Annotated in this window: 22 protein-coding genes; 8 read left to right on the forward strand and 14 right to left on the reverse strand. The window is 62.5% G+C overall.

What is annotated here, in order from left to right; all coding sequences use genetic code 11:
* Positions 1-87 precede the first annotated feature (87 nt).
* On the forward strand, positions 88-1,416 hold the full coding sequence (gene aptA / locus AAHK20_RS04785) for an omega-aminotransferase AptA (RefSeq protein WP_449180297.1): 1,329 nt from the start codon (positions 88-90) through the stop codon (positions 1,414-1,416).
* A gap of 92 nt (positions 1,417-1,508) precedes the next feature.
* On the opposite strand, the gene AAHK20_RS04790 is transcribed toward aptA, so the two are convergent.
* The gene (locus tag AAHK20_RS04790) at positions 1,509-2,864 is read right to left on the reverse strand and encodes an APC family permease (protein WP_449180298.1); all 1,356 of its coding nucleotides are present in this window, start codon (positions 2,862-2,864) and stop codon (positions 1,509-1,511) included.
* A 151-nt stretch (positions 2,865-3,015) separates the two neighbouring features.
* Positions 3,016-3,840 carry a carbon-nitrogen hydrolase family protein gene (locus AAHK20_RS04795; protein ID WP_449180299.1) on the reverse strand — a complete coding sequence of 275 codons (825 nt, stop codon included), beginning with the start codon at positions 3,838-3,840 and terminating at the stop codon, positions 3,016-3,018.
* A gap of 146 nt (positions 3,841-3,986) precedes the next feature.
* On the opposite strand from AAHK20_RS04795, the gene AAHK20_RS04800 reads away from it, so the two are divergent.
* The 3 genes from AAHK20_RS04800 (at position 3,987) to AAHK20_RS04810 (ending at position 6,779) form a co-directional block, all read left to right on the forward strand.
* Positions 3,987-4,829: a response regulator transcription factor gene (locus AAHK20_RS04800; RefSeq protein WP_449180300.1), complete on the forward strand. Its 843-nt coding sequence runs from the start codon at positions 3,987-3,989 to the stop codon at positions 4,827-4,829.
* 223 nt (positions 4,830-5,052) lie between these two features.
* Positions 5,053-6,378, forward strand: coding sequence for an MFS transporter (locus AAHK20_RS04805; RefSeq protein WP_449180585.1), 1,326 nt, complete (start codon positions 5,053-5,055; stop codon positions 6,376-6,378).
* Positions 6,379-6,530: 152 nt separating this feature from the next.
* Positions 6,531-6,779: a hypothetical protein gene (locus AAHK20_RS04810; RefSeq protein ID WP_449180301.1), complete on the forward strand. Its 249-nt coding sequence runs from the start codon at positions 6,531-6,533 to the stop codon at positions 6,777-6,779.
* A 55-nt stretch (positions 6,780-6,834) separates the two neighbouring features.
* Here the strand turns inward: AAHK20_RS04810 and pcaC are convergent, their stop codons facing one another.
* The 8 genes from pcaC to pobA form a co-directional block, all read right to left on the reverse strand.
* Entirely contained in the window at positions 6,835-7,236 is a 402-nt protein-coding gene (pcaC, locus tag AAHK20_RS04815; RefSeq protein WP_449180302.1) for a 4-carboxymuconolactone decarboxylase, read from the reverse strand.
* Positions 7,236-8,024 (reverse strand): 3-oxoadipate enol-lactonase, encoded by a 789-nt coding sequence (pcaD, locus tag AAHK20_RS04820; RefSeq protein WP_449180303.1) that lies wholly within the window; start codon positions 8,022-8,024, stop codon positions 7,236-7,238. The genes pcaC and pcaD overlap by 1 nt, the downstream gene beginning before the upstream one ends.
* A 5-nt stretch (positions 8,025-8,029) precedes the next feature.
* Positions 8,030-9,397, reverse strand: coding sequence for a 3-carboxy-cis,cis-muconate cycloisomerase (locus AAHK20_RS04825; RefSeq protein ID WP_449180304.1), 1,368 nt, complete (start codon positions 9,395-9,397; stop codon positions 8,030-8,032).
* 163 nt (positions 9,398-9,560) lie between these two features.
* A complete protein-coding gene (locus tag AAHK20_RS04830) occupies positions 9,561-10,220 on the reverse strand; it encodes a CoA transferase subunit B (RefSeq protein ID WP_449180305.1) in 660 nt (219 codons plus the stop codon).
* A gap of 19 nt (positions 10,221-10,239) precedes the next feature.
* The gene (locus AAHK20_RS04835) at positions 10,240-10,941 is read right to left on the reverse strand and encodes a 3-oxoacid CoA-transferase subunit A (RefSeq protein WP_449180306.1); all 702 of its coding nucleotides are present in this window, start codon (positions 10,939-10,941) and stop codon (positions 10,240-10,242) included.
* 177 nt (positions 10,942-11,118) lie between these two features.
* The gene (locus AAHK20_RS04840; RefSeq protein ID WP_449180307.1) at positions 11,119-11,814 is read right to left on the reverse strand and encodes a hypothetical protein; all 696 of its coding nucleotides are present in this window, start codon (positions 11,812-11,814) and stop codon (positions 11,119-11,121) included.
* Positions 11,802-13,091 (reverse strand): DUF6402 family protein, encoded by a 1,290-nt coding sequence (locus AAHK20_RS04845; protein WP_449180308.1) that lies wholly within the window; start codon positions 13,089-13,091, stop codon positions 11,802-11,804. The genes AAHK20_RS04840 and AAHK20_RS04845 overlap by 13 nt, the downstream gene beginning before the upstream one ends.
* A 77-nt stretch (positions 13,092-13,168) precedes the next feature.
* Complete coding sequence (gene pobA / locus AAHK20_RS04850) at positions 13,169-14,347, reverse strand: 4-hydroxybenzoate 3-monooxygenase (protein WP_449180309.1); 1,179 nt, start codon at positions 14,345-14,347, stop codon at positions 13,169-13,171.
* Positions 14,348-14,470: 123 nt separating this feature from the next.
* Here pobA and AAHK20_RS04855 point away from each other — a divergent pair, with 123 nt between their 5' ends.
* A complete protein-coding gene (locus tag AAHK20_RS04855) occupies positions 14,471-15,394 on the forward strand; it encodes a LysR family transcriptional regulator (RefSeq protein WP_449180310.1) in 924 nt (307 codons plus the stop codon).
* A 149-nt stretch (positions 15,395-15,543) separates the two neighbouring features.
* On the forward strand, positions 15,544-16,182 hold the full coding sequence (gene folE / locus AAHK20_RS04860; RefSeq protein WP_449180311.1) for a GTP cyclohydrolase I FolE: 639 nt from the start codon (positions 15,544-15,546) through the stop codon (positions 16,180-16,182).
* 443 nt (positions 16,183-16,625) lie between these two features.
* Here the strand turns inward: folE and epsC are convergent, their stop codons facing one another.
* Together epsC and AAHK20_RS04870 are read right to left on the reverse strand one after the other, a co-directional pair.
* Positions 16,626-17,552: a serine O-acetyltransferase EpsC gene (epsC, locus tag AAHK20_RS04865; protein WP_449180586.1), complete on the reverse strand. Its 927-nt coding sequence runs from the start codon at positions 17,550-17,552 to the stop codon at positions 16,626-16,628.
* 149 nt (positions 17,553-17,701) lie between these two features.
* Positions 17,702-17,935, reverse strand: a complete 234-nt coding sequence (locus AAHK20_RS04870) for a hypothetical protein (protein WP_137334708.1) — start codon at positions 17,933-17,935, stop codon at positions 17,702-17,704.
* A gap of 270 nt (positions 17,936-18,205) precedes the next feature.
* On the opposite strand from AAHK20_RS04870, the gene AAHK20_RS04875 reads away from it, so the two are divergent.
* On the forward strand, positions 18,206-18,694 hold the full coding sequence (locus AAHK20_RS04875) for a DUF3005 domain-containing protein (RefSeq protein ID WP_449180312.1): 489 nt from the start codon (positions 18,206-18,208) through the stop codon (positions 18,692-18,694).
* 23 nt (positions 18,695-18,717) lie between these two features.
* Positions 18,718-19,320: a short chain dehydrogenase gene (locus AAHK20_RS04880; RefSeq protein WP_449180313.1), complete on the forward strand. Its 603-nt coding sequence runs from the start codon at positions 18,718-18,720 to the stop codon at positions 19,318-19,320.
* Positions 19,321-19,326: 6 nt separating this feature from the next.
* On the opposite strand, the gene AAHK20_RS04885 is transcribed toward AAHK20_RS04880, so the two are convergent.
* Positions 19,327-21,174 carry a hypothetical protein gene (locus AAHK20_RS04885; RefSeq protein WP_449180314.1) on the reverse strand — a complete coding sequence of 616 codons (1,848 nt, stop codon included), beginning with the start codon at positions 21,172-21,174 and terminating at the stop codon, positions 19,327-19,329.
* A gap of 56 nt (positions 21,175-21,230) precedes the next feature.
* Entirely contained in the window at positions 21,231-21,644 is a 414-nt protein-coding gene (locus AAHK20_RS04890) for a GtrA family protein (protein WP_449180315.1), read from the reverse strand.

Here is a 21,644-nt window from a genome sequence, read left to right on the forward strand (position 1 = left end):
CAGATCAGTCCACCAACTGTTTATGCCGCCATTAAACAGCGGACGCTAGAGTTTCGCTACCACTTCAATGAGAAACGGAGATCTCCCATGACATCGCGCCCCGTCATCGACGACCTGTCGAACTTCTGGATGCCGTTCACCGCGAACCGCCAATTCAAGGCGGCGCCGCGCCTCTTGGAATCGGCGAAAGGCATGTACTACCGCTCGACCGACGGCCGCGAAATCCTCGACGCCTGCGCGGGCCTGTGGTGCGTGAACGCCGGTCACTGCCGCGACGAGATCGTCGCCGCCGTGCAGCAGCAACTGAGCACGCTCGACTTCGCGCCGACCTTCCAGATGGGCCACCCGCTCGCCTTCGAAGCCGCGACCAAAGTGGCCGAGCTGATGCCCGAAGGGCTCGACCGCATCTTCTTCACGAACTCGGGTTCGGAATCGGTCGACACCGCTTTGAAAATCGCCCTCGCCTACCATCGCGCGCGCGGCGAAGCGCAGCGCACGCGGCTGATCGGGCGCGAGCGCGGCTATCACGGCGTCGGCTTCGGCGGGATCTCGGTCGGCGGCATCTCGCCGAATCGCAAGACGTTCTCGGGTTCGCTGCTCGGCAATGTCGATCATCTGCCGCACACGCATGACCTCGAACATAACGCGTACTCGAAAGGTCAGCCCGCATGGGGCGCGCATCTCGCCGACGAACTCGAGCGCATCGTCACGCTGCACGACGCGTCGACGATCGCCGCCGTCATCGTCGAGCCGGTCGCGGGCTCGACCGGCGTGCTGATTCCGCCGCAAGGCTATCTGCAGAAGCTGCGCGAGATCTGCACGAAGCACGGCATTCTCTTGATCTTCGACGAAGTCATCACGGGCTTTGGCCGGCTCGGCAAGGCGACGGCGAGCGAGTATTTCGGCGTGACGCCGGACCTCATCACGATGGCCAAGGCGATCAACAACGCGGCGATTCCGATGGGCGCGGTCGCGGCCCACCGCAACGTGCACGACACGGTCGTGAACAGCGGCGCAGCCAGCGCGATCGAGCTGTTCCATGGCTACACCTATTCGGCGCATCCGGCGGCGACCGCAGCCGCTGTTGCGACGCTCGATCTCTATCGCAAGGAAGCGCTCTTCGAGCGCGCAGCCAGCCTCGCACCGGCGTTCGAAACAGCAGCGCATGCGCTGCGCGGCGCGCCGCACGTGAAGGACGTGCGCAACCTCGGTTTGGTGGCGGGCATCGAGCTGGAATCGCGAGATGGTGCGCCGGGCGCGCGTGCCTACGAAGCGTTCGTCAAGTGCTTCGAAGCTGGCGTGCTCGTGCGCTACACGGGCGACATTCTTGCGTTCTCGCCGCCGCTGATCGTCGACGAAGAACAGATCGCGCGCATCTTCGGCACTGTGAGGGACGTGCTGGCGACCGTGAAGTGACGTAAAAAAAGCGGCACGCGGACAGTCATGCCGCGTGCCGCTCGATCGCTTTTGCTACACGCGGGCTACCAACAGCACCCGCGCACGGTACTTCAAATCGCCACCTCCGGCGGCGCACGCCGGAATCCGCGCGTCACCCACCCCAGATACGCCAGCCCCGCGACGAACCAGATCGCCCCCAGCACGAGCGCATCTTTGTCGAGACTGCACAGCAGCCAGATATCGGTAATCGCGCCGAGCAACGGAAACACCAACCCGCCGATCACCCCAAACCCGCGCGTCTTGTCGTCGCGGAGGAAGTACTGCCGCATCACGCACAGGTTCACGGCCGTGAAGGCGAGGAATGCGCCGAAGTTGATGAACGAGGTCGACGTCGCCACGTCGAGCTTCAACGCCAGCAAGCCCACGACCCCTGCTATCGCGATGTTGATCGCGGGCGTCTGAAAGCGCGGATGAATGAAGCCGAAGATGCCTTTGGGCAGCACTTCGTCACGTCCCATCGCATAGAGCAAGCGCCCGACGCTCGCCTGCGCCGAGATGCCCGACGCGAACTGCGCGAGAATCAGCCCCGCCAGGAACACCGACACAAACATATCGCCGCCGACTTTCTTCGCGATCTCGAACGCGGCCGAATCCGGGTCCTTGAACACAGCGCCGGGATGCGCAAGCTGCAGCGTGTAGGCCGCGATGACGAAGATCGCGCCGCCGACCAAAGCGATCAGCACGATCGCGCGCGGTATCGTCTTCTCGGGGGCAATGGTTTCCTCGGTCAACGTCGAGACGGCGTCGAAGCCGAGATACGAGTAAGCGGCGATCGCCGCGCCCGTCATCGTCGCCGAGAGCGGCACGTGCGGCTTGAAGAACGGCTCCGCCGAGAGGAGGCCGCCCGGGCTGGCCGCGGCCTGCGCATAGTGGCAGCACAGCACGACGAACAGCGCGACGATCACGAGTTGCACGATCATCAGCACGATGTTGAAGCGGTTCGCGAGTTCGATGCCGAGAATATTGAGCCCGCTCGTCAACACGATGAACGCGACGATCCATATCCACGCCGGCACGTGCGGAAACGCGGCGCCGAGATACGCGGCGCCGATCAGCCAGATCACCATCGGCAGGAAAAAGTAGTCGAGCAGCGTCGCCCAGCCGATCATGAAGCCGAGGTGCGGATTGAACGTCTTACGCGTGTACGTATAGGCGGAACCGGCCACGGGGAACATCCGCGCCAGCTTGCCGTAGCTGAGCGCCGTGAAGACGATCGCCACGAGCGCGATCAAATACGCGAGCGCGGCCGTGTCGTGGCTTGCGCCGGCGAGCACGCCGTAGGTGCCGTAGACGATCAGCGGCGCCATATAAGCCAGCCCGAACAGCAGGACCGACGGCAAGCCGAGCGTGCGCTTCAGCCGGGTCTCGTGCGCGGCCGCGGGGCGCGGGGTCGATAATGCACTCATAGGGGTGTCTCCAGATTGTGTTGTGCAATGGCGTCAAGGAACGCGCGCGAGCGCAGGCAACGCCTGCGTGAGCGGCGTTGCTTCGTGTCGTGCGCAATGGATTAAACGAGCGGGCGCGTCAGCGCTTTCGCGAGTCGCTGACGTGGATCATTCAGGGCGACTGAATCACGGAAAACCGGCCGCCTTGTGCATCGCTCTCGGTTGCAAGCTTCAAGCCGATGCGAGCGTCATGCAGATAGCTGTAGTGTTCGCGGCTCGCGGCGAGCAGCGTTTCGTCGAGATTCGCGAGCAGCACGGTGTCTTTTGCCGGCGCTTCGCAAATCACGTCGCCGAACGGGCTCACGAGCGCCGATTCGCCGGGGAACGTCAGCCCTTCGTCTCCGCTGCCGATCCGGTTCACGAGCGCGGCAAACATCTGGTTCTCCATCGCGCGCGCGACGATCGCGCGGCGATGCACGGGGCCGAACGGGTCCATGTTGCCGTTCGTGACGATCAGAAGATCGGCGCCGAGCGCGGCAACGGCGCGCGCGGTCTCCGGAAATTCGATGTCGTAGCAGATCAGAAAGCCGACCGTCATACCCTTGAATTCGCAGACGGCAAAACGGTCGCCGGGCTCGAACACGCCGACATCCGATGCCCATAGGTGCGTCTTGCGATAACGCAGCGCGATGTCGCCGCGCTCGTCGATCAGCACGGTCGTGTTGTAGAAGCGGTTCGCGTCTCGCTCGGCGAGACCCACGGCAACCGCCACGCCCGCCTCGCGCGCCGCATTGCGCACGGCGGTCAGCGACGGGCCATCGAGCGGCTCGGCGATGTCGCGCACATTCGTGCGGGTCGGGAACCCCGTGAGCGTCGCTTCGGGAAACACGACGACGTCGGTGCCGGCGCGCCGCTTGGCGATGACTTCCAGCACGCGCGCGAGGTTGGGGGCCACAGCGCCGTCGACAAGCGGAATCTGCGCGAGTTCAAGTTGCATCGATGTTTCTCCGGTAAGGCTGAATCGGCGTTCTCGACGGTGCGGGGCCAGATCTTGGTGAGCACAGCCGAGAACGTGGGGGCTATTATCACCACGTTATTTTTGGCGTGAAATTACCCACCTGGGTTACCCCGACCGGAGCTCGAATGGAACTCGATTGGCAAGATATGGCGTTCCATCACCATATCGCCACCTTGATCGACGCGCTCGACGGCGCTGAATTCTGGACACGCCTTACACGCGTGCTCGAGCGCTTCGTCGCTTTCGACAACTGGGTCGCGCTGCTGTTCTCGCGCGATCGCGCGCCGCTCGTCTGCGCGGAATCGCCCACGCCGGACGGCACCGTCGACCACTTGTTTCAAGCCTATCTGGCCGCGATGTATCAGCTCGACCCGTTCTATATCGCTGCTTGCGAGCGGAACGTGTCGGGGCTCGTCACGCTGGCTTCGGTCGCGCCCGACAACTTCCGCATGACCGACTACTACCAGCGCTACTTCAAGAACAACATCGTCGGCGATGAAGTGCAGTTCAATTACGCGATCGATGCGGGTCATACGCTCGTGTTTTCAATCGGCGCGACACGCCGCTACAGCGAGCGCGATCTCGCCTCGCTCGCGCTGTTCGCGCCGTGGGTGGTCGCGCTGATGCGGCAGCGCTTGCCCTATGAAACGTTCGCGGGCGCGAGCGATGAAGCCATCCATGCGGCCGCCGCCGATGCCGGCGTCAAGCCGGAAGAGGCGGGCTTTGCCGAACACTTCGCGCGCGTCGCGCAACAAAGCGGACGCACGCCGTTGACGGCGCGCGAAGGGGAAGTGGTGAGGCTCAGCCTGAGCGGCTTCTCGACACGCGCCATTGCGGAGAAACTCGAAATCTCATTCGAGACCGTGCGCGCGCACAAGAAGCATGTGTACGCGAAGCTTGGCGTGAATTCGCAATCGGAGTTGTTTGCGCTCTTTTACGAGCCGGGACAGAAGGGGGCCGGCGCCTGATCACCTTACAGCTTGCATTCATCAGCGCAAAGAGATCGACCGAGTCGTCGGTATTCGCACGCATTGTTGAGCGCATTAACCACGTGCGACATTAAGGGGCTGTATGGAGACCGCCAAATAACCGATCGCTACCGATAACCAAGAGGCAACAATGTCCCACCAGAAGTCGGCTGAAATAGCTGCGCGGTTCGACCGCCTGCCCCCCTCACGCACCGTCTGGACGATGGTGATCCTGATCTCGCTGGGCGGGGTATTCGAGTTCTACGATCTGTTCTTTACCGGCTACGTGGCGCCCGGCATGGTCGAATCGGGACTCTTCAAGCCCGAGTCTCTCGGCATCTTCGAATCGCTCGCCGGGCTCTCAGTGGCGGGTTTCGGCACCTTCGTGTTCTCGACGTTCGCGGGGCTGTGGATCGGCGCGCTGATCTTCGGTTCGGTCGCCGACCGCTTCGGGCGACGCTTCATCTTCACGTGGTCGCTCGTCTGGTACATGGTCTGCACGATCATCATGGCGTTCCAGACCACCGGCGAGTGGATCAACATCTGGCGCATCATCGCGGGCATCGGCATCGGCGTCGAGCTCGTCACGATCGATTCCTACATCTCCGAGCTGATTCCGAGCGCCGAGCGCGGCCGCGCCTACGCCGCGAATCAGTTCATCACGTTCTCCGTGGTGCCGGTGATCGCGTTCCTCGCATGGGCGCTGAAAGGCACGCATCCGTTCGGCCTCGAGTATTGGCGCGTGGTGATCCTGATCGGCTCGGTCGGCGCGCTCGCCGTGTGGATCATCCGCCGCAAGGTGCCGGAAAGCCCGCGCTGGCTCGCGCGTCACGGCCGTGTCGAGGAAGCCGAGCGCATCATCGCGGATATCGAAGCGCGCGTCGCCAAGGAAAAAGGCATCGCGCTGCCGCCGCTCGGGCAAATCGCCGAGGAAAAGGCAGGCCGCGGTTCGTACGCCGAGATCTTCGGTCCGCTGTATTTGAAGCGCACGATCATTCTGTCGATCTTCAACATGGCGCAAGTGATCGGCTTCTACGGCTTTGCCGCCTGGGTGCCGACGCTCTTGATCCATCGCGGCATCCATGTGACGGCGAGCCTCGGCTACGCGTTCGTCATTGCCATCGCGAACCCGTTCGGCCCGCTGATCGGCATGTGGTTCGCCGACAAGGTCGAGCGCAAGACGCAAATCTGCACCGCGCTCGCCGTGATGGGCATCGTGATCGCGCTCTTCTCGCAAGCCTCCGACCCGGCGATTCTGATCATCCTCGGCGTGCTGTTCACGCTCGCGTCGAACATCATGTCGTACGCGTATCACGGCTATCAAGCCGAGCTGTATCCGACGCGCGTGCGCGCCCGCGCAGTGGGTTTCGTCTACTCGTGGAGCCGGATTGCCGCGGCGTTCGCGGGCCTCGCGATCGGCATTCTGCTGCACGGCTATGGCGTGCCGGGGGTGGCGGTGTTCATCGCGGCGTCGATGGTGGTCGCGATCTGCATGATTCTGCTCGGGCCGTCCACGCGCGGACGTTCGCTCGAGTCGATCAATCATTGATGGGAATTCGGTGACGGGCCTGTGACAATCGTCTGGCGTTTCGCACCCGCCACAACGTGCGTAACGCCAGTGATCGGCGTAGGCTTGAAGGCAGCGCCGCTGTCGCGCTAGATCGCGCGGCCGGTGCTGACTGCGTTGCATGGGGGACACCGATGAAAACGCCCATCAGAACCGGCACCCATATCGAAGGCATTCACTGGGTGGCCGAATACTCGGAGACGGAGCACGAGATTCGCGTGCTGCGTGAAGGATTCGAGGTCGGCGTCTATAGCGCGCCGCCGACACTGTTCGGCGACGAAGCCAATGCGGGCTCGAAAAGCTGCGCCGACCATCGCGCCGCGGAAGCCGCCATTCGCGCGTTCCTGATGCGGTTTGTTGCCGATCACGACGCGGAGGAATAGGAGGGGCCGAGGCCCCTCTTTTGCTTGACGCTTATCGACGCTTATCGGCGCCGACTTACTTGGCTTCAGCCTGACCGCTTGCGTCTTCCTCGCGGAAAATCTTGTCCGCCAAGTGAAACGCCGAATTCGCCGCCGGCACGCCGCAGTAGATCGCCGTCTGCATCAGCACTTCCTTGATCTCGTCACGCGTCACGCCATTGTTCTTTGCCGCGCGCAAATGCAGCGCCAGTTCTTCGCCGCGGTTCAGCGCCACCATCATCGCAATCGTCAGCAAACTGCGCGTATGGCGCGGCAAGCCTTCGCGCGTCCAAATCTCGCCCCACGCATAGCGCGAAATGAAATTCTGGAACTCCGTCGTCAGCTCCGTGCGGTTCGCGAGCGAACGCTCGACGTGCGCGTCGCCTAGCACCGCGCGGCGCACCTTCATCCCGGCTTCATAGCGGTCTTCGTCGTTCATTACTGCCCCGTCAGGAATTCGAGCACGGCCGGCGTATATTCGCCGGCTCGTTCGATATTGGAAATGTGGAAAGCGTCCAATTCAACGTAGCGCGCGCCGGGAATGCCGCTCGCGAGCGCGCGGCCTTGCTCGGCGGTTGTCGAGACGTCGTGCGTGCCGGTGATCACGAGCGACGGCACCTTGATGCCCGCGAGTTCGGCGCGCAGATCGGCAGCGTCGATGGCCTCGCAATTCGACGCGTAGCCTTCGTTGTTCGTGTGCACGAACACGTCGCGGATCTGAGCGAAGACGAGCGGCTCGCTCTCGATGAACTTGGCGCTGAACCAGCGCGGCAGAACCGCATCCGCAATCGCGAGCATGCCCTCTTCGCGCGCCCGCTTCGCACGCGGCACCCAGACTTCCGGCGAACCGATGCGCGCCGCCGTATTCGATAGCACGACGCGATTCAAGCGCTGAGGATGCCGCGCGGCAAGCGCGATACCCGTCAGGCCGCCCATCGAAATGCCGCAGAAATTCGCGCGCTCGATCTTGAGCGCATCGAGCAGGCCGATCACGTCGCCGGTCAATTGCTCGATCGTGTACGGGCCCTTGGGCGCATCGGAATGACCGTGGCCACGCGTGTCGTAGCGCAGCACGCGGAAGTGCTTCGAGAACGCCTCGACTTGCGCGGTCCACATCGACAGATCCGCGCCGAGCGAATTCGACAGCACGAGCCACGGCGCGTCGGCGTTCTGAGCGCCATCGACCCGATAGTGAAGGTTGATGCCATTGACGGCGGCGAAGGGCATTGCGATTACTCCTGGTCGGTTGCGGTGGCGTGCAGCGAAAGCACGGCGTCGACGTACGCATGCGCCTGCCCGACGTACTGCGCCGGGTCGAGCAGCTGCTGCAAGCGTGCGAGGGGAAGATGGGTGGTGACGGCAGCGTCGGCGGCGAGGACGTCGAAGAGCGTTCGGCGCGTTTGCACGGCGGTCTTCGACGCGTGCTCGACGAGCTTGTGCGCGTCGAGCCGGCCGATCTTGTCGCCGAGCGCGAGCATCACTGACTCGCCGAGAATGAGTCCGTGCGTGACATCGAGATTGGCCGCGAGCCGCTCGACATCGACATTGAGGCCGGCCACGATCTGCGCGGTCTGCGCGAGCGCGCCGCCTGCGAGGCGCGCGAGATCGGGCAGGGCGTCCCACTCGGCCTGCCAGCCGCCGAGCGCGCGCTCGTGCTCCTGGACCATGCCCGCGAGCACGGTCGCGACGAGCCCGGGGGCGCGCGCCGCCGCGGTGAGCACCGCCGCGCAGCCGACCGGATTGCGCTTGTGCGGCATCGTCGACGAGCCGCCCTTGCCGGGCGCGGTGGGCTCCGCGAGCTCGCCGATTTCGGTCTGCATCTGCAGCGAGATATCGCGTGCGATCTTGCCGAGCGTGCCGATCAACATGCCGAACAGCGATGCCGTTTCGGCAATCCGGTCGCGCTGCGTGTGCCATGGCACGGCGGGCAGCGCGACGCCCAGCTCAAGCGCCAGCGACGCGGCGACGGCGGGCGCCGCCTCGCGCAAGCTCGCGAGCGTGCCGGCCGCGCCGCCGAATTGCAGCACGAGCACGCGCGCGCGCAATTCGGCGAGGCGCGCGCGGTGCCGCAACAGGGCGTCGAGCCACTGAGCGAACTTGAGGCCGAGCGTCATCGGCAGCGCCTGCTGCAGCCACGTGCGGCCGATCAGCGGCGTCGCGCGATGTCGCTTGGCAAGCGTGGCGAGCGCATCGCAGGTGGCGCGCAGATCGGCGTCGAGCAGCGCGAAGGCGTCGCGCAGTTGCAGCACGGTGGCCGTATCGATGATGTCCTGGCTCGTCGCGCCCCAGTGGACGAATTTCGACGCTTCGCCATCGATATCCTTCACGCGCGCCGTGAGCTGCTTGACGAGCGGAATCGCGAGATTGCCGCCAAGCGCCGCGTCGCGCGTCAACGCGTCGGCATCGAGCGTCTCGGCGTGACACGCGCTTTCGATCGCGGCGACCGCCGTCTGCGGAATCACGCCATGCGCCGCCGACGCGCGCGCCAGCGCCGCTTCGACATCGAGCATCCGCTGTAGCGTGGCGCGCGGCGACCACACGTCGTTCATCGGCTGCGTTCCGCAGATGAGGCTGGTGAGGCGTGCGCTGGCTTCGAGCATGGAATGGATGGAGATTGAAAACCGCGCCTTGCTGGCAAAGGCGAAAAACGAGCGGCGCGCGAGACTCGTGCGTTGCCATTGTCTCGCGAAGCCGCTTTGTTGGTATGCGCAAGTATGCGCGGCCGGCTTAGGCCCGGCCAGGTTAGGCCCGGCCTGCCTGGTATCAGGCCGAAGCCGCGGCGTGCGTCGCGTCGATGAGCGCGATGCCCGTCAGCTTCTGCAATTCGTCGAACGAGATGTCGGAGAAGATCTCGCGCACGGCGAGGCCTTCCTTGGTCACGTCGATCATCGCGAGATCGGTGTAGATGCGGTCGACGCAGCCGACGCCCGTCACCGGATACGAGCACTCGGCGACAAGCTTGCTTTCGCCCTGCTTCGTCAGGTGCTCCATCATCACGTACACCTGTTTCGCGCCGATCGCGAGATCCATCGCGCCGCCGACGGCCGGAATCGCATCGGGCGCACCCGTGTGCCAGTTCGCGAGATCGCCATTGGCGGAGACCTGGAACGCGCCGAGCACGCAGAAGTCCAGATGACCGCCGCGCATCATCGCGAACGAATCGGAGTGGTGGAAGTACGCGCCGCCCGTGAGCAGCGTCACGTGCTGCTTGCCGGCGTTGATCAGCTCGTCGTCTTCTTCGCCGGGCGCAGGCGCGGGGCCCATGCCGAGCAAGCCGTTTTCGCTGTGCAGGAAGATTTCGCGGTCGGCGGCGAGGTGATTCGCCACCAGCGTCGGCACGCCGATGCCGAGGTTCACGTAAGCGCCTTCAGGGATGTCCTGCGCGACACGCTTGGCCATTTCATCGCGGGTCAGTCGTTTCATCTTTCAGTCTCCTCAGCGCTTAAGCCGCTTGCTCGGCATGTTCGTCACGATGCACAGTCTGCGGCACTGCCACCACGCGCTGCACGAAGATGCCCGGCGTGACGATCACTTCCGGATCGAGTGCGCCAAGCGGCACGACTTCCGACACCTGGACGATCGCCGTCTTGGCGGCGCTCGCCATGATCGGGCCGAAGTTGCGCGCCGTCTTGCGATAGACGAGATTGCCCCAGCGGTCGCCCTTGTACGCCTTGATCAGCGCGAAGTCGGCATGGAGCGGCGCTTCGAGCACGTAATGCTTGCCGTCGATCAGACGCGTTTCCTTGCCCTCGGCGAGCTTCGTGCCGTAGCCGGTCGGCGTGAAAAAGCCGCCGATGCCTGCGCCCGCCGCGCGGATGCGCTCCGCGAGGTTGCCCTGCGGCACGAGTTCCAATTCGATCTCGCCCGCGCGATAGAGCGCGTCGAACACGTAGGAATCGGTCTGGCGCGGAAACGAGCAGATGATCTTGCGCACGCGCTTGGTCTTGAGCAGCGCGGCCAGGCCCACGTCGCCGTTGCCCGCGTTGTTGTTCACGATGGTCAGATCGCGCGCGCCCTGCTCGATCAGGGCGTCGATCAGCTCGGACGGCATCCCGGCCGTGCCGAAGCCGCCGATCATGATCGTCGCTCCGTCGTGGATGTCGGCCACCGCCGACTGGAGGGATTCGAAAATCTTGTTAACCATGCTGTCTCCTGTGTCGAGCAGAGTTAGCGCTTTAGGGCCTACTCTGGTCCCATGCAAAGCTGTACGTTTGTTCGTATTTCGAACATAGATTCGATTAGCGAACGTTCCAACGCATCATAGAGGCGGGGCGAACCGGTTGTCAAGGCGTCGCGATGCGACGGCACACGCGCAAAAAGCTCAAGGAAACCGCGCCCGCAGCCAATCGAGCTTGGTGGGAGGCAGGCTCATCCTGCCTTCATAGCCGTCGTCGTCGCCATGACCGTAATTCAGTTTCCCGGGGTCGGTCGTAACCAGGCGGTCATCCCAGAAAGTACCTGTTAAGGAGAAATCGAAAAAGCGCTCCGCCAGTAATTCGCCAGTCGCGGCAGAAAATAGCTGTAACCGGGTTCTTTGGTCAAAAGTCGGGGCCAATGAATTGACTTCGCATAGGCTTATTTCGTAGCGCCTTCCGCCATCTTCGAAGACGTTGCCGCCCATTGTCTCGGTCATCATGGCGGTGTACCTCTCGCAATAGCGAGGGCCGGAGTTCCACCACAGGTTCCAAAGGTTGAACACTAGTGCGACAATGCCGATCCGCAATGCCACGGTTGCGGACAATTTCAACGCGCGGTATACGCGGCCTGATGCCGAGTCGGCGAATACATAAGCCCAACTGCGTAGCAAGCAGATTGCGATGAAGGTGAACTTCATTGAGCGCCAGAGGAATTCTGGTACGAACATGCTGTCCAGCAGTGATCTCCGAAGGTCCGGGTCCGGCATGTTCCGATACGAATAGGAATCGCAGACAGCTTGAACCACCCATGCCGACATGATCAGAAACATGATGGTGTATTTCAACTGCGGCCGCCTGATGGATTGGGCTAAATTGGACATTCTGGCAGCTCCACAATAATCGGCTTTTCTAGTCGAATAAATTTTTTGTCTGAGTAAATTAGGAAATCACCGCCTTGCTGGTGTTTTTGCTGCCAAGCTCGGAAATCTCGATTGCGAATTGGGTAATAGACGCTACGCTCTGACAACGGTTTTTCGGTATAAACCGGGTTGTCGGTGCCATCCCATTGGTGGGGGCGTATTTGCGGCTGCGGTCCAAATTCCTTCTCCACATAATCTCCGGCCAACGATGCCGCCAGCCACAGCATGTCATACCTATTCCAATGTCCAAGATACTGTGAATAGCCATCACCACCGTCCGTAAAAGAGTAATTGTCCTTGGCGTAGACATAGATGTGCGTGATGTGTACGGTTCGACGAATGTAATAGCGCAGGTCAAGGTTTTCACGGCGCCGGTAGATTTGGCTTTCGACCCGTGCCACACCTACGGCGGCATAGAAATAGAAGTTGCCTAGCGCCGCGGAAATGTCGCGTGCAAATACGGAGCGCCAAACATGCACCTTGCTTAGTTGAAATTGAAACCGTGCGTGCAACTGCTCGATATCGTCCCCGCACAATGCCCGAGTATGTAGCCAACCGCTTTTCATACCCGTTTGATCGAAAAACCGCTGCAGCAAGCCCGGCCCCTTGCCAGGCTTGCCTTTGAGTTCCTGCATGGCCCCAGGGCTGTAGACCGCACTCCCGCTTAATTCGGTGTACTGCTCCTTTATAAACCGATACTGCAACAGCCACTCCATTTTCACGCTCTCCGTATCCACCATGCTTTTCGGATACGGTTGGCCGAATTGATTGATGCCATGGCTTTCATCGTGTTTGGTCCGCGAATAATTAAGCTGACCGGCAAACCAGCGGCGCATCAATTTCGCGGAGATTTTCAGCCCAAGTGCATCCATTGCACGGGGAATGTCTTGAATGTCAAACGGTGGCACGGTAGGTGCAGGCGGCGCGGGGGGCTTCGGCGCCGCCTGCACCTTGGGCACGGGCGGAGGCGGCCGGGTACGCACCCAATCGATGAAATCGAGAATGTCCGTCACCATTTTCACCATGCCATCGGTCTGAACCCGTGGCGTGGTCTTCACGGGCGGCGCGGACGGGGGTGGCGGGGCATGGATCAGCTTAGGCGGCGGCCGGTCCTGCTTTAAGCAAACGTCCTCGATCCAGACCGGCATGCAGCCTAGCCCGCCTTCACGTAATTGCCAGAGCGGCCTGAATGAGCCACCCAGCTTGTAGTACGGCAATGGGTCGCGTGTATTGTCCAATGCTTGTCTCCTCTCGTGAACACACGAGAGGAGATCGTAAGCACGTCGAAATCAACATGCCATGCGACACCACGCCTCTACGCCGCGAACGGCAGCCCCACATAGTTCTCCGCCAGCGCCTGCGCAGCCGCGTGCGAGCTCGTCACGTACTTCAGCTCCGACATCTTCATGCGATTGCCGAACGGCGTGTCATCGCTAGAGGGGTGCAGCATGTTGGTCATGAAATACGAAAAGTGCTCGGAGCGCCAAATGCGTTCAAGGCAGGTCTGCGAATAGGCGTCGAGCAAATCGGTGCGCGCGTCGCGATAGCGCGCCGCCAGCGCCTGCGACAGCACCCGCACGTCGGCCACCGCGAGATTCATCCCCTTCGCGCCGGTGGGCGGCACGATGTGCGCGGCGTCGCCCGCGAGGAAGAGACGCCCGTATTGCATCGGCTCGGTGACGAAGCTGCGCATCGGCGTCACGCTCTTTTGCGTAATGCGCCCCTCGTTCGGCAACCATCCACTCGTATTCTCGAAGCGCGTGCGCAGTTCCGCCCAGACGCGCTCGTCGGACCATTGCGCCAAGTCTTCGTCGGGCTGGCATTGCAGGTAAAGGCGCGTGACGCTCGGCGAGCGCATGCTGAAGAGCGCAAAGCCGCGCTCGTGATGCGCGTAGACGAGCTCGTCCTTGGACGGCGCCGCATCCGCGAGAATGCCGAGCCACGCGAACGGATAGACACGCTCGTAGGTGCGCAGCACGTCGGCCGGGATCGACGCGCGCGAGATGCCGTGAAAACCATCGCAGCCGGCCACGTAGTCGCAATCGATCCGCTGCTCCACGCCGCGATGCTTGAACGTGACATGCGGCGCGCCGCTTTGCAGATCGTGCAGCGACACATCTTCCACGTCGAAATAGAGCTTCTGTTCATGCTCGATCGCAGCAGCAATCAGATCGCGCACGACTTCATGCTGGCTATAGACGGTGATCGAGCGGCCGCCCGTGAGCGCCGTCATGTCGATTCGGTGCAGTTCGCGCCCGAACAGCAGCTCGATACCGTGATGCACGAGCCCCTCGCGCTGCATCCGCGCGCCGAGCCCGGCCTCGTTGAGCGTATCGACCGTGCTCTGCTCGAGCACGCCGGCGCGGATACGGTTCTCGCAATACTCGCGCGAACGCGCCTCGACGATCACCGAATCGATGCCTTGCAAGCGAAGCAGATGGGAAAGAAGCAGGCCGGCAGGCCCTGCGCCGATGATGGCGACTTGTGTGCGCATGTTCGTCTCCAGAACAATGGTTCGATTAGTGAAACGATTGTCGGCGCTTTCCCCAATATGCGGCAACGCGATTATGCAGATACGTTGTATACGGATTTGAGATAAAGGTAGGACAAGATGCCGATGCAAGAACTCGACTTGAACCTGATCCCGTACCTGGTCGCGATGGAGGACACGCGCAACGTAAGCCGCGCCGCCGAGCTGCTCGGCGTGAGCCAGCCGCGCGTGTCGACGGCGCTCGGCCGGTTGCGCGACTATTTCGCCGATCCGCTCTTCGTGCGCACGTCGCGCGGCATGGAGCCGACGCCGCGCGCACTCGCGCTCATTCCCGCGGCGCGCGAGGCGCTCGGGCACATCGAGCGCGGCGTGCTCGACGCCCAGCAGTTCGACCCGGCCACGACGACCCGCACGTTCTCGATCGCGCTCTCCGACGTCGGCGAGATCGTGTTCCTGCCGCGCCTCTTGCAGCTCTTCGCGAAACGCGCGCCGCATGCGAACCTGCGCTCGGTTTCATTGCCGCCCGCGCATGTCGAACGCGGGCTCGAATCCGGCGACGTGGACCTCGCGATTGGCTACTTCCCTGACCTCTCAGGGAGCAACTTCTTCCAGCAACGGCTGTTCACGCACCGCTTCATCTGCTTGATGAGAAGCAGCCACCCGCTGGCGGGCGCGCCGCTCACGCTCGACCAGTTCCTCGCGTGCGGACACGCCGTCGTGCGAGCCGAAGGGCGCAGCCAGGAAGTGCTCGAAAAGTTTCTGGAGAAAAAGCGCATCCGCCGCCGCGCGGTGCTCGAGACGCCGCACTTCATGAGCCTGCCCTTCATCCTCGCCCGCACCGATTTGATCGCGACCGTGCCGCACGCGATCGGCTTTGCCTATGTCGCCGAGCATGCGTCGATCACGCTCGTCGAGCCGCCTTTGCCGCTGCCGCATTTCGATCTCAAGCAGCATTGGCATCGCAAGTATCACAACGATCCGCGGATGTCGTGGCTGCGCGGCGTGGTCACCGAACTGTTCAACGATGCTGCCGACGAATGGCCTAAGTAACGACTGAAGTCAGCGGCACAAAACGAACGTGGCACACCCCGGGCAGCACCCCGAAAAACATGGAACAATGCAGAACACATGACGGATAGCGACTGCCCGGCCGCTTCGAAGTGGCACAAGTGACGCAAGCGGCACATTAGGAGCCAAGGATGTCGAAGGAATCTCGAGAAAAGAAAAACCACGGCGACGCTTTGAACCGGCCGACGCGCGAAGAAGCGGAAGCCGCGGTCCGCGTGCTGCTGCGCTGGGCCGGCGACGATCCCACACGCGAAGGCTTGCTCGAAACCCCGGCGCGCGTCGCGCGCGCGTATGAAGAGTTTTTCTCGGGCTATCAGCAAGACCCGCGCGAGATCCTCGCGCGCACCTTCTCCGAGGTCGACGGTTACGACGAAATGATCGTGCTGAAAGACATCCGCTTCGAAAGCTATTGCGAGCACCACATGGTGCCGATCATCGGCCGCGCGCACGTCGCGTATCTGCCGGAGCATCGCGTCGTCGGCATTTCGAAACTCGCGCGGCTCGTCGACGCGTTCGCGAAGCGTCTGCAGATCCAGGAGAAGATGACCGCGCAGATCGCCGATACGTTGAACGAGATCCTGCAGCCGAAGGGCGTCGGCGTGATCCTCGAGGCGGCGCATCAATGCATGTCGACGCGCGGCGTGCACAAGCCCGGCGTCGAGATGGTCACGTCGCGGATGCTCGGCACCTTCCGCACGGACCCGTCGACGCGGCGCGAATTTCTGTCGATCGTCTCGAACAGCACGGCGTACAACGTGCCGAATACCTGAGCGGCATTGATCGCGTTCGTGCGCGCATCGATGATCCCGCCCGTCTTCAGGAACGAACTCAGATGCGTATTGAGCGTCGCGCCCACAGCCCCGTCTTCGAATTGAACAGCGACGATAGCGTGTCGGGGTTGTTGGAGAGCGCGACCGTGAGCGCGCTGTCGTCGATCATTACGTAATTACTACAAGAATATTTCTATCCTTACAGACCTGTCCACAGAGGTATTGGGATCTTACGGGGCGCTCTTGGGGGCGACGCGGCAGGGAAAGCGCGGGTAAGGACGTACGCTGGCCTGCGGTGCGCGGACCTCGTAGCTGACGGGTGGGGAGCGAGAAAACAGCCGCAAATCGGAAACGCCGAGCGAAAACGCAGACGTTCGATCGCGGCCGGAGTGCAGACGGTCAATCCGGCGTCAGGCGGGACTCAAGCGGACTTCAAGCGGGATTCAAGATTTGGCTTCGTCGCGGCGATCGCCTTCGCGGATCTTGCCTTGCGACACGCTGCTGCCCGGCGGCACGCTATGCGTGAGCCAGACGTTGCCGCCGATCACCGAGCCCCGTCCGATCGTCACGCGCCCGAGGATCGTCGCACCCGCATAGATCACGACGTCGTCCTCGACCACCGGGTGCCGCGCATTGCCCTTGACGAGCGCACCGTCGCCATCGGCCGGGAAACTCTTCGCGCCGAGCGTCACCGCCTGATAGAGACGCACACGCTCGCCAATGATCGCCGTCTCGCCGATCACGACACCCGTGCCATGGTCGATGAAAAAGCTCGGGCCGATCTGCGCGCCGGGGTGGATGTCGATGCCAGTCGCCGAGTGCGCGATCTCGTTGATGAAACGCGCGAGCAACGGCACGCCGAGACGATGCAACGCATGCGCGAGCCGATGATGCATCATCGCCAACACGCCGGGATAGCACAGCAGGATCTCGGTGATGTGTTGCGCAGCAGGATCGCCCGCAAACGCGGCCTGGATGTCGCTCACGAGCAGCGCGCGAATCTGCGGCAGCTGCGCGCCGAAATCGCGGGCGATCGTGAATGCCTTCGTTTTCAGTTCGTCGTTTGGCGTCTCAGCGTGCTCGGGCAGAAAGCGCAGCGCGCGCCGGATCTGTTCGGCGAGCAGCCGCAGCGTGCTTTCGAGCGTGGTCCCGACGTAGTAGTCGACGCTTTCGTCGGTCAGATCAGGCGCACCGTAATGCGTCGGGAACAGCGCGGCGCGCAGGCCGGTGACGATGCCGCAGATCGCGTCGCGTGACGGCAATTCGCGAATGCCGCGCGGATGGCGCGTGCGATGCAGTTCTTCGCGCGAAGCGCGCAGTTCGGCGACGATGTGCTCAAGACCCCAGTTGTGGGACTGCGAATTCGACATGATGATGCGGTAGCCGTCGATATCGGCTGATGAGTGAAGTGTCCGCAAAGATTACCGCTTTTTCGCCGCCTTCGCGCAAGGCGGTAACGGACACCTCGTCAAACTCGGGGACGACGCGTGTTGCGCGCGCCCTCCCGATGTCGAGGCAATCAGATCGTCACGCTGCTCGCGTCGATCCAGCGCACGGCCCACTCGCGCGCGTGCGCAATCGCGGAGGCTTCATCGGTAAAGCGCAGCTCATTCGGAAAGAAACGATTGGCAACGAGTTCTCCGTCACTTGAACGGGAGATCACGACATACGGTTGGTAGGTGCCGTCGCCCGAGCGCGCCGGCGCGCAATTCAACAAGTAGCCGCGATGTGTGAATGCAGCATCGAAATGCATGAGTCACCTGCCCTGAGTGCCCTGCGTGGTTTATTCGAGTTGTACGCACAATTGGCGAGTTCGCCTCTGGTTTGAACGGCACGCGTGACGAACGTTTAATGATGGCGTGCAAGCTCTGAGGAAAGGATCATACTCTGTAGGAAGTGCGTGTTCTACGAAAAAAAATCGGACGCTAACCCTCCTTTACGGTTCCAGTGCGCGACCCTCATGTCTGAGCGGCGGAACGGCTTTTGCAGCGCTTTCATTGATTCTTTCTTTATGGGGATCATCATGAACGCGAAAATCGACAACCCGATGGTCTCGCGCGAATCCGACCGCGCGGCCGACGAGCCTGTATATCAACCTGGGCCGCTGGGCATGACGAGCCGGCGTCCGCACAGCATCGATATGAATAACGACGGCTCGCTCGACAGCACCGTCGATACCGACGGCAAGTATCGCGAAGCGGCGCGGCTCGCGAACGGCCAACCGATTTCGCCGGACGAACTGACGTGCAGCGACGCGACGCTCGACAACAACGTGCCGGAAGCCAAGGACGGCCTGGCCGGATTCGACAGCCGTGTTGGGTGCAGCAAGGTGCTGCTTGCGCTCAAGCCCGGTTACGACGTCGTCGACCGGGGCGTGCAGCTCACCCAAATTCCTTACCTGAAGATGCACGGCAAGATGCGCCGCGCTATCAACGATATCGATTGGGTATGGGAGTTGCAGCACACGCGCGCCACGCGACTCATCGAGATTTGCCCCTCGAAGCCGCATTGAGTTGAGTGTTTGAGGACTCGCCCATGAAGATCGTCGTCATCGGAGCCAGCGGCACGCTCGGACGCGCCGTTGCGGCCGAACTCAAGATCCGCCATCAAGTGATCGAAGTCGGCGCGACGCACGGCGATCATCACGTCGACGTGACGAACTTGCCGAGCGTCGAGCGGCTTTTTCACGAAATCGGCAAAGTCGACGCCGTGGTGACAGCCATCGGTAAAACGCACTTCGGTCCGTTTCACGAGATGACGGCCGATCAGTTTTGGATCGGCCTGCGCGACAAGCTCATGGGGCAAGTGAACGTGGTGCTCGCCGCGCAGCATCACGTGAGCGATGGCGGCTCGTTCACGCTGACGAGCGGCATTCTGGCCGACGAGCCGATACATGAAGGCGTCAATGCGACGACTGTCAATTTCGCAATCGAAGGGTTCGTGCGCGGCGCGGCGATCGAATTGCCGCGCGGGATTCGGATCAACACGGTGAGCCCGACGGTGCTCGAAGAATCGATGAGCGTGTACGGGCCGTATTTCCGTGGCTTCGAGCCCGTCACGGCGCAGCGTGCGGCGCTTGCGTATTGCCGCAGCGTGGAAGGCGCGCAGACGGGGCGCGTGTATCGCGTGGGGTATTAGGCTGCGCTATTCCGCTGTGACGCGGCAGAACCGATACGGCGCGCGCGAGCCGCCGATAAAAGCGTCGCGAATCGAGCACGACGACGGATCGAGTTGCACGCGATAGTTGTGCAGGATTTCGACGGTGTGTTCCATCAACGCGTTGTCTTGCGCCACGATCGATTGCTGATCCGACGTGCGCTGAGCCAGTTCGCAGTGCCTGCCATCCGGCGTCGCTGCAACGGTCGGGACCACCATCGCGTGCATGTGCAAGCGGTCGACTAGACGCGTAGCAAACGAACATATGCCTGCGCTTTGCAGAACGCCTAGGCCCGCAAGGCGATCATTTATCCGCTCGAGGCTCCTGGCTCGCCAGTTGTCCACGAACGGGACCAGCGCATAGGTCGGACCGCCACGCGCGTCGATGATCTGGCGCACACGCGCTGCATATCCGCTGCCCTCGGGAAAGCTGCCCGCCACGGACACGAACGTAATCGACGGAGGAAAAGCAGGTACGACCCACCCATACGCAGGCCGTTGATCCACGACTAGCACGGTGGAATGAATCGGATCATCGAAGTGCGGCACATCGACTTTGAACGCCCTGTTTGCCCAAGGTTCGTGACCCCACGTTTCCACACCGCCGAATACAGCTACGGCCGTCGCGGCGCAGATCACATAAGACGCCCAGCGACGCGCGGACGCCTCGGACAATACGCGATGCAACAGCAGCCATATCGCAAGCGGCGTTAGAACTTCAATCGCGACGATATAGCGGAAAATGCTGAACAGTTTCATCCAGACGACGAAGCCGATCGCGATGCACGCAAGCACGTAGACGCCAGGCGAGCGGCTCGGCGCCGAGCATTCTGCCCCACCCCGTCGCCCCATGGAGACCAACGCGTTGATCGCCCACCAAGCAAACAATACGTAGACGGCAGGCCACACGATCTGATGCAGCCGAACCTGTCCGGCGCGAAGCGAATTCAGCGAAATCACGAACGGCCAGAGCAGCGCCTCGCGCAGGCTCTTCGGCAACCAACTCGTATCGGCAACGCCACCCGCGCTTGCAAGCGGATTCGGAAACACCGAGCCAAATTGCGGAAAGAGTGGATTGCCGAACGTGTGCCACATCGTCCAGAACCAGTAGCCGCCCGTGATCGCAATGCCGAGCAGCACGCCCACACCGAACACGAAGGCGATCCGAATGCGTGTCCACAGCGATGCCGAGACCACGCAAAGACTCGCGCAAAGCGCGACGGCATACACCGCGTTGGTGAGCTTGAGCCCCGCACCGGCGCCGACGAGCACGCCGGCAACCGCCATCGCGCGAACGGCCCGCGACGACCCCACGCCAAGCTCCCCCCAATGCCGCACGACGGTCAGCATCGAAGCAAGGACCAATAGCGCGGTCGTATCGTCGCCCATCGAGTTGCCGAGGCCCGACAGAAAATTGACGGTCAGCACGCCGGCCGCGGCGAGAAGCAAAGGCACTCGATAGCGGTCTTCGTCCCGCAACTCGCTGCATGCCGCCTTCGCAATGCCGAGCAACAGCACGAACGTCAGACCGTGCACAACGCCCATGACGAAGCCCACTAACGGCGCGGGCCAGTATGTCGTCATCAGGTAGTACGGAACATCGAGTACCGGATTGAAATACGACTGCATGCCCGCCGGCGCCAGATCGACCCCGACCTTGCCGTTGAGCAGTGCGAACGCGTTGTAACGGTGGTAGTTGCCAAGGTCCCAGTTACTGTCTTGGCCAAGCCACAACGAGATCAAGCCAAACAACACAGGCACCACGATGCTCGCGCGACGATGCAGCTTCGCAGCGTTCCAATCGATCGATCTCATCCAGGCAGCAACTTTCGACATCTAAAAGAAACCTCGTGATGCAGGGTTGTTTAGTGAACGCCGCGCGTTTGCGTGGCTTAGCGATGTCGAAACACCCAGAACTTGGCGGACAGGAAATTCACGCCAAGACCGGCGACCGATCCCACGGCGACCGCTAAGAGCGGCAGGAAGCGCATCGGGTGAAGCAGGAAGACCGTGGCCGAATAGGCGGCATAGTTCACGGCTCCGCCGCCCGACATGGCGAGCAGATACTGCCACCACTCTTTCCAGAGCGAGGGACGGCGCGCCGTGGTTACCGCTTCGACATTTGCCCGAGGCGTAAATGTGTAGTGCCGATTGATTTGCCAAGTCGCGAACACGGCGCACAGGAATGACACGACGCGGCCGGCGTAATAACCAAGGCCAAGCGCGAGCATCAGATACAGGACGCCCGCGTCGACGAGAAAACCCGCCACTCCCGCGATGCCAAAACGTACGAGCTGCTTGCGCAT

It is taken from the genome of Trinickia camelliae (assembly GCF_053525655.1).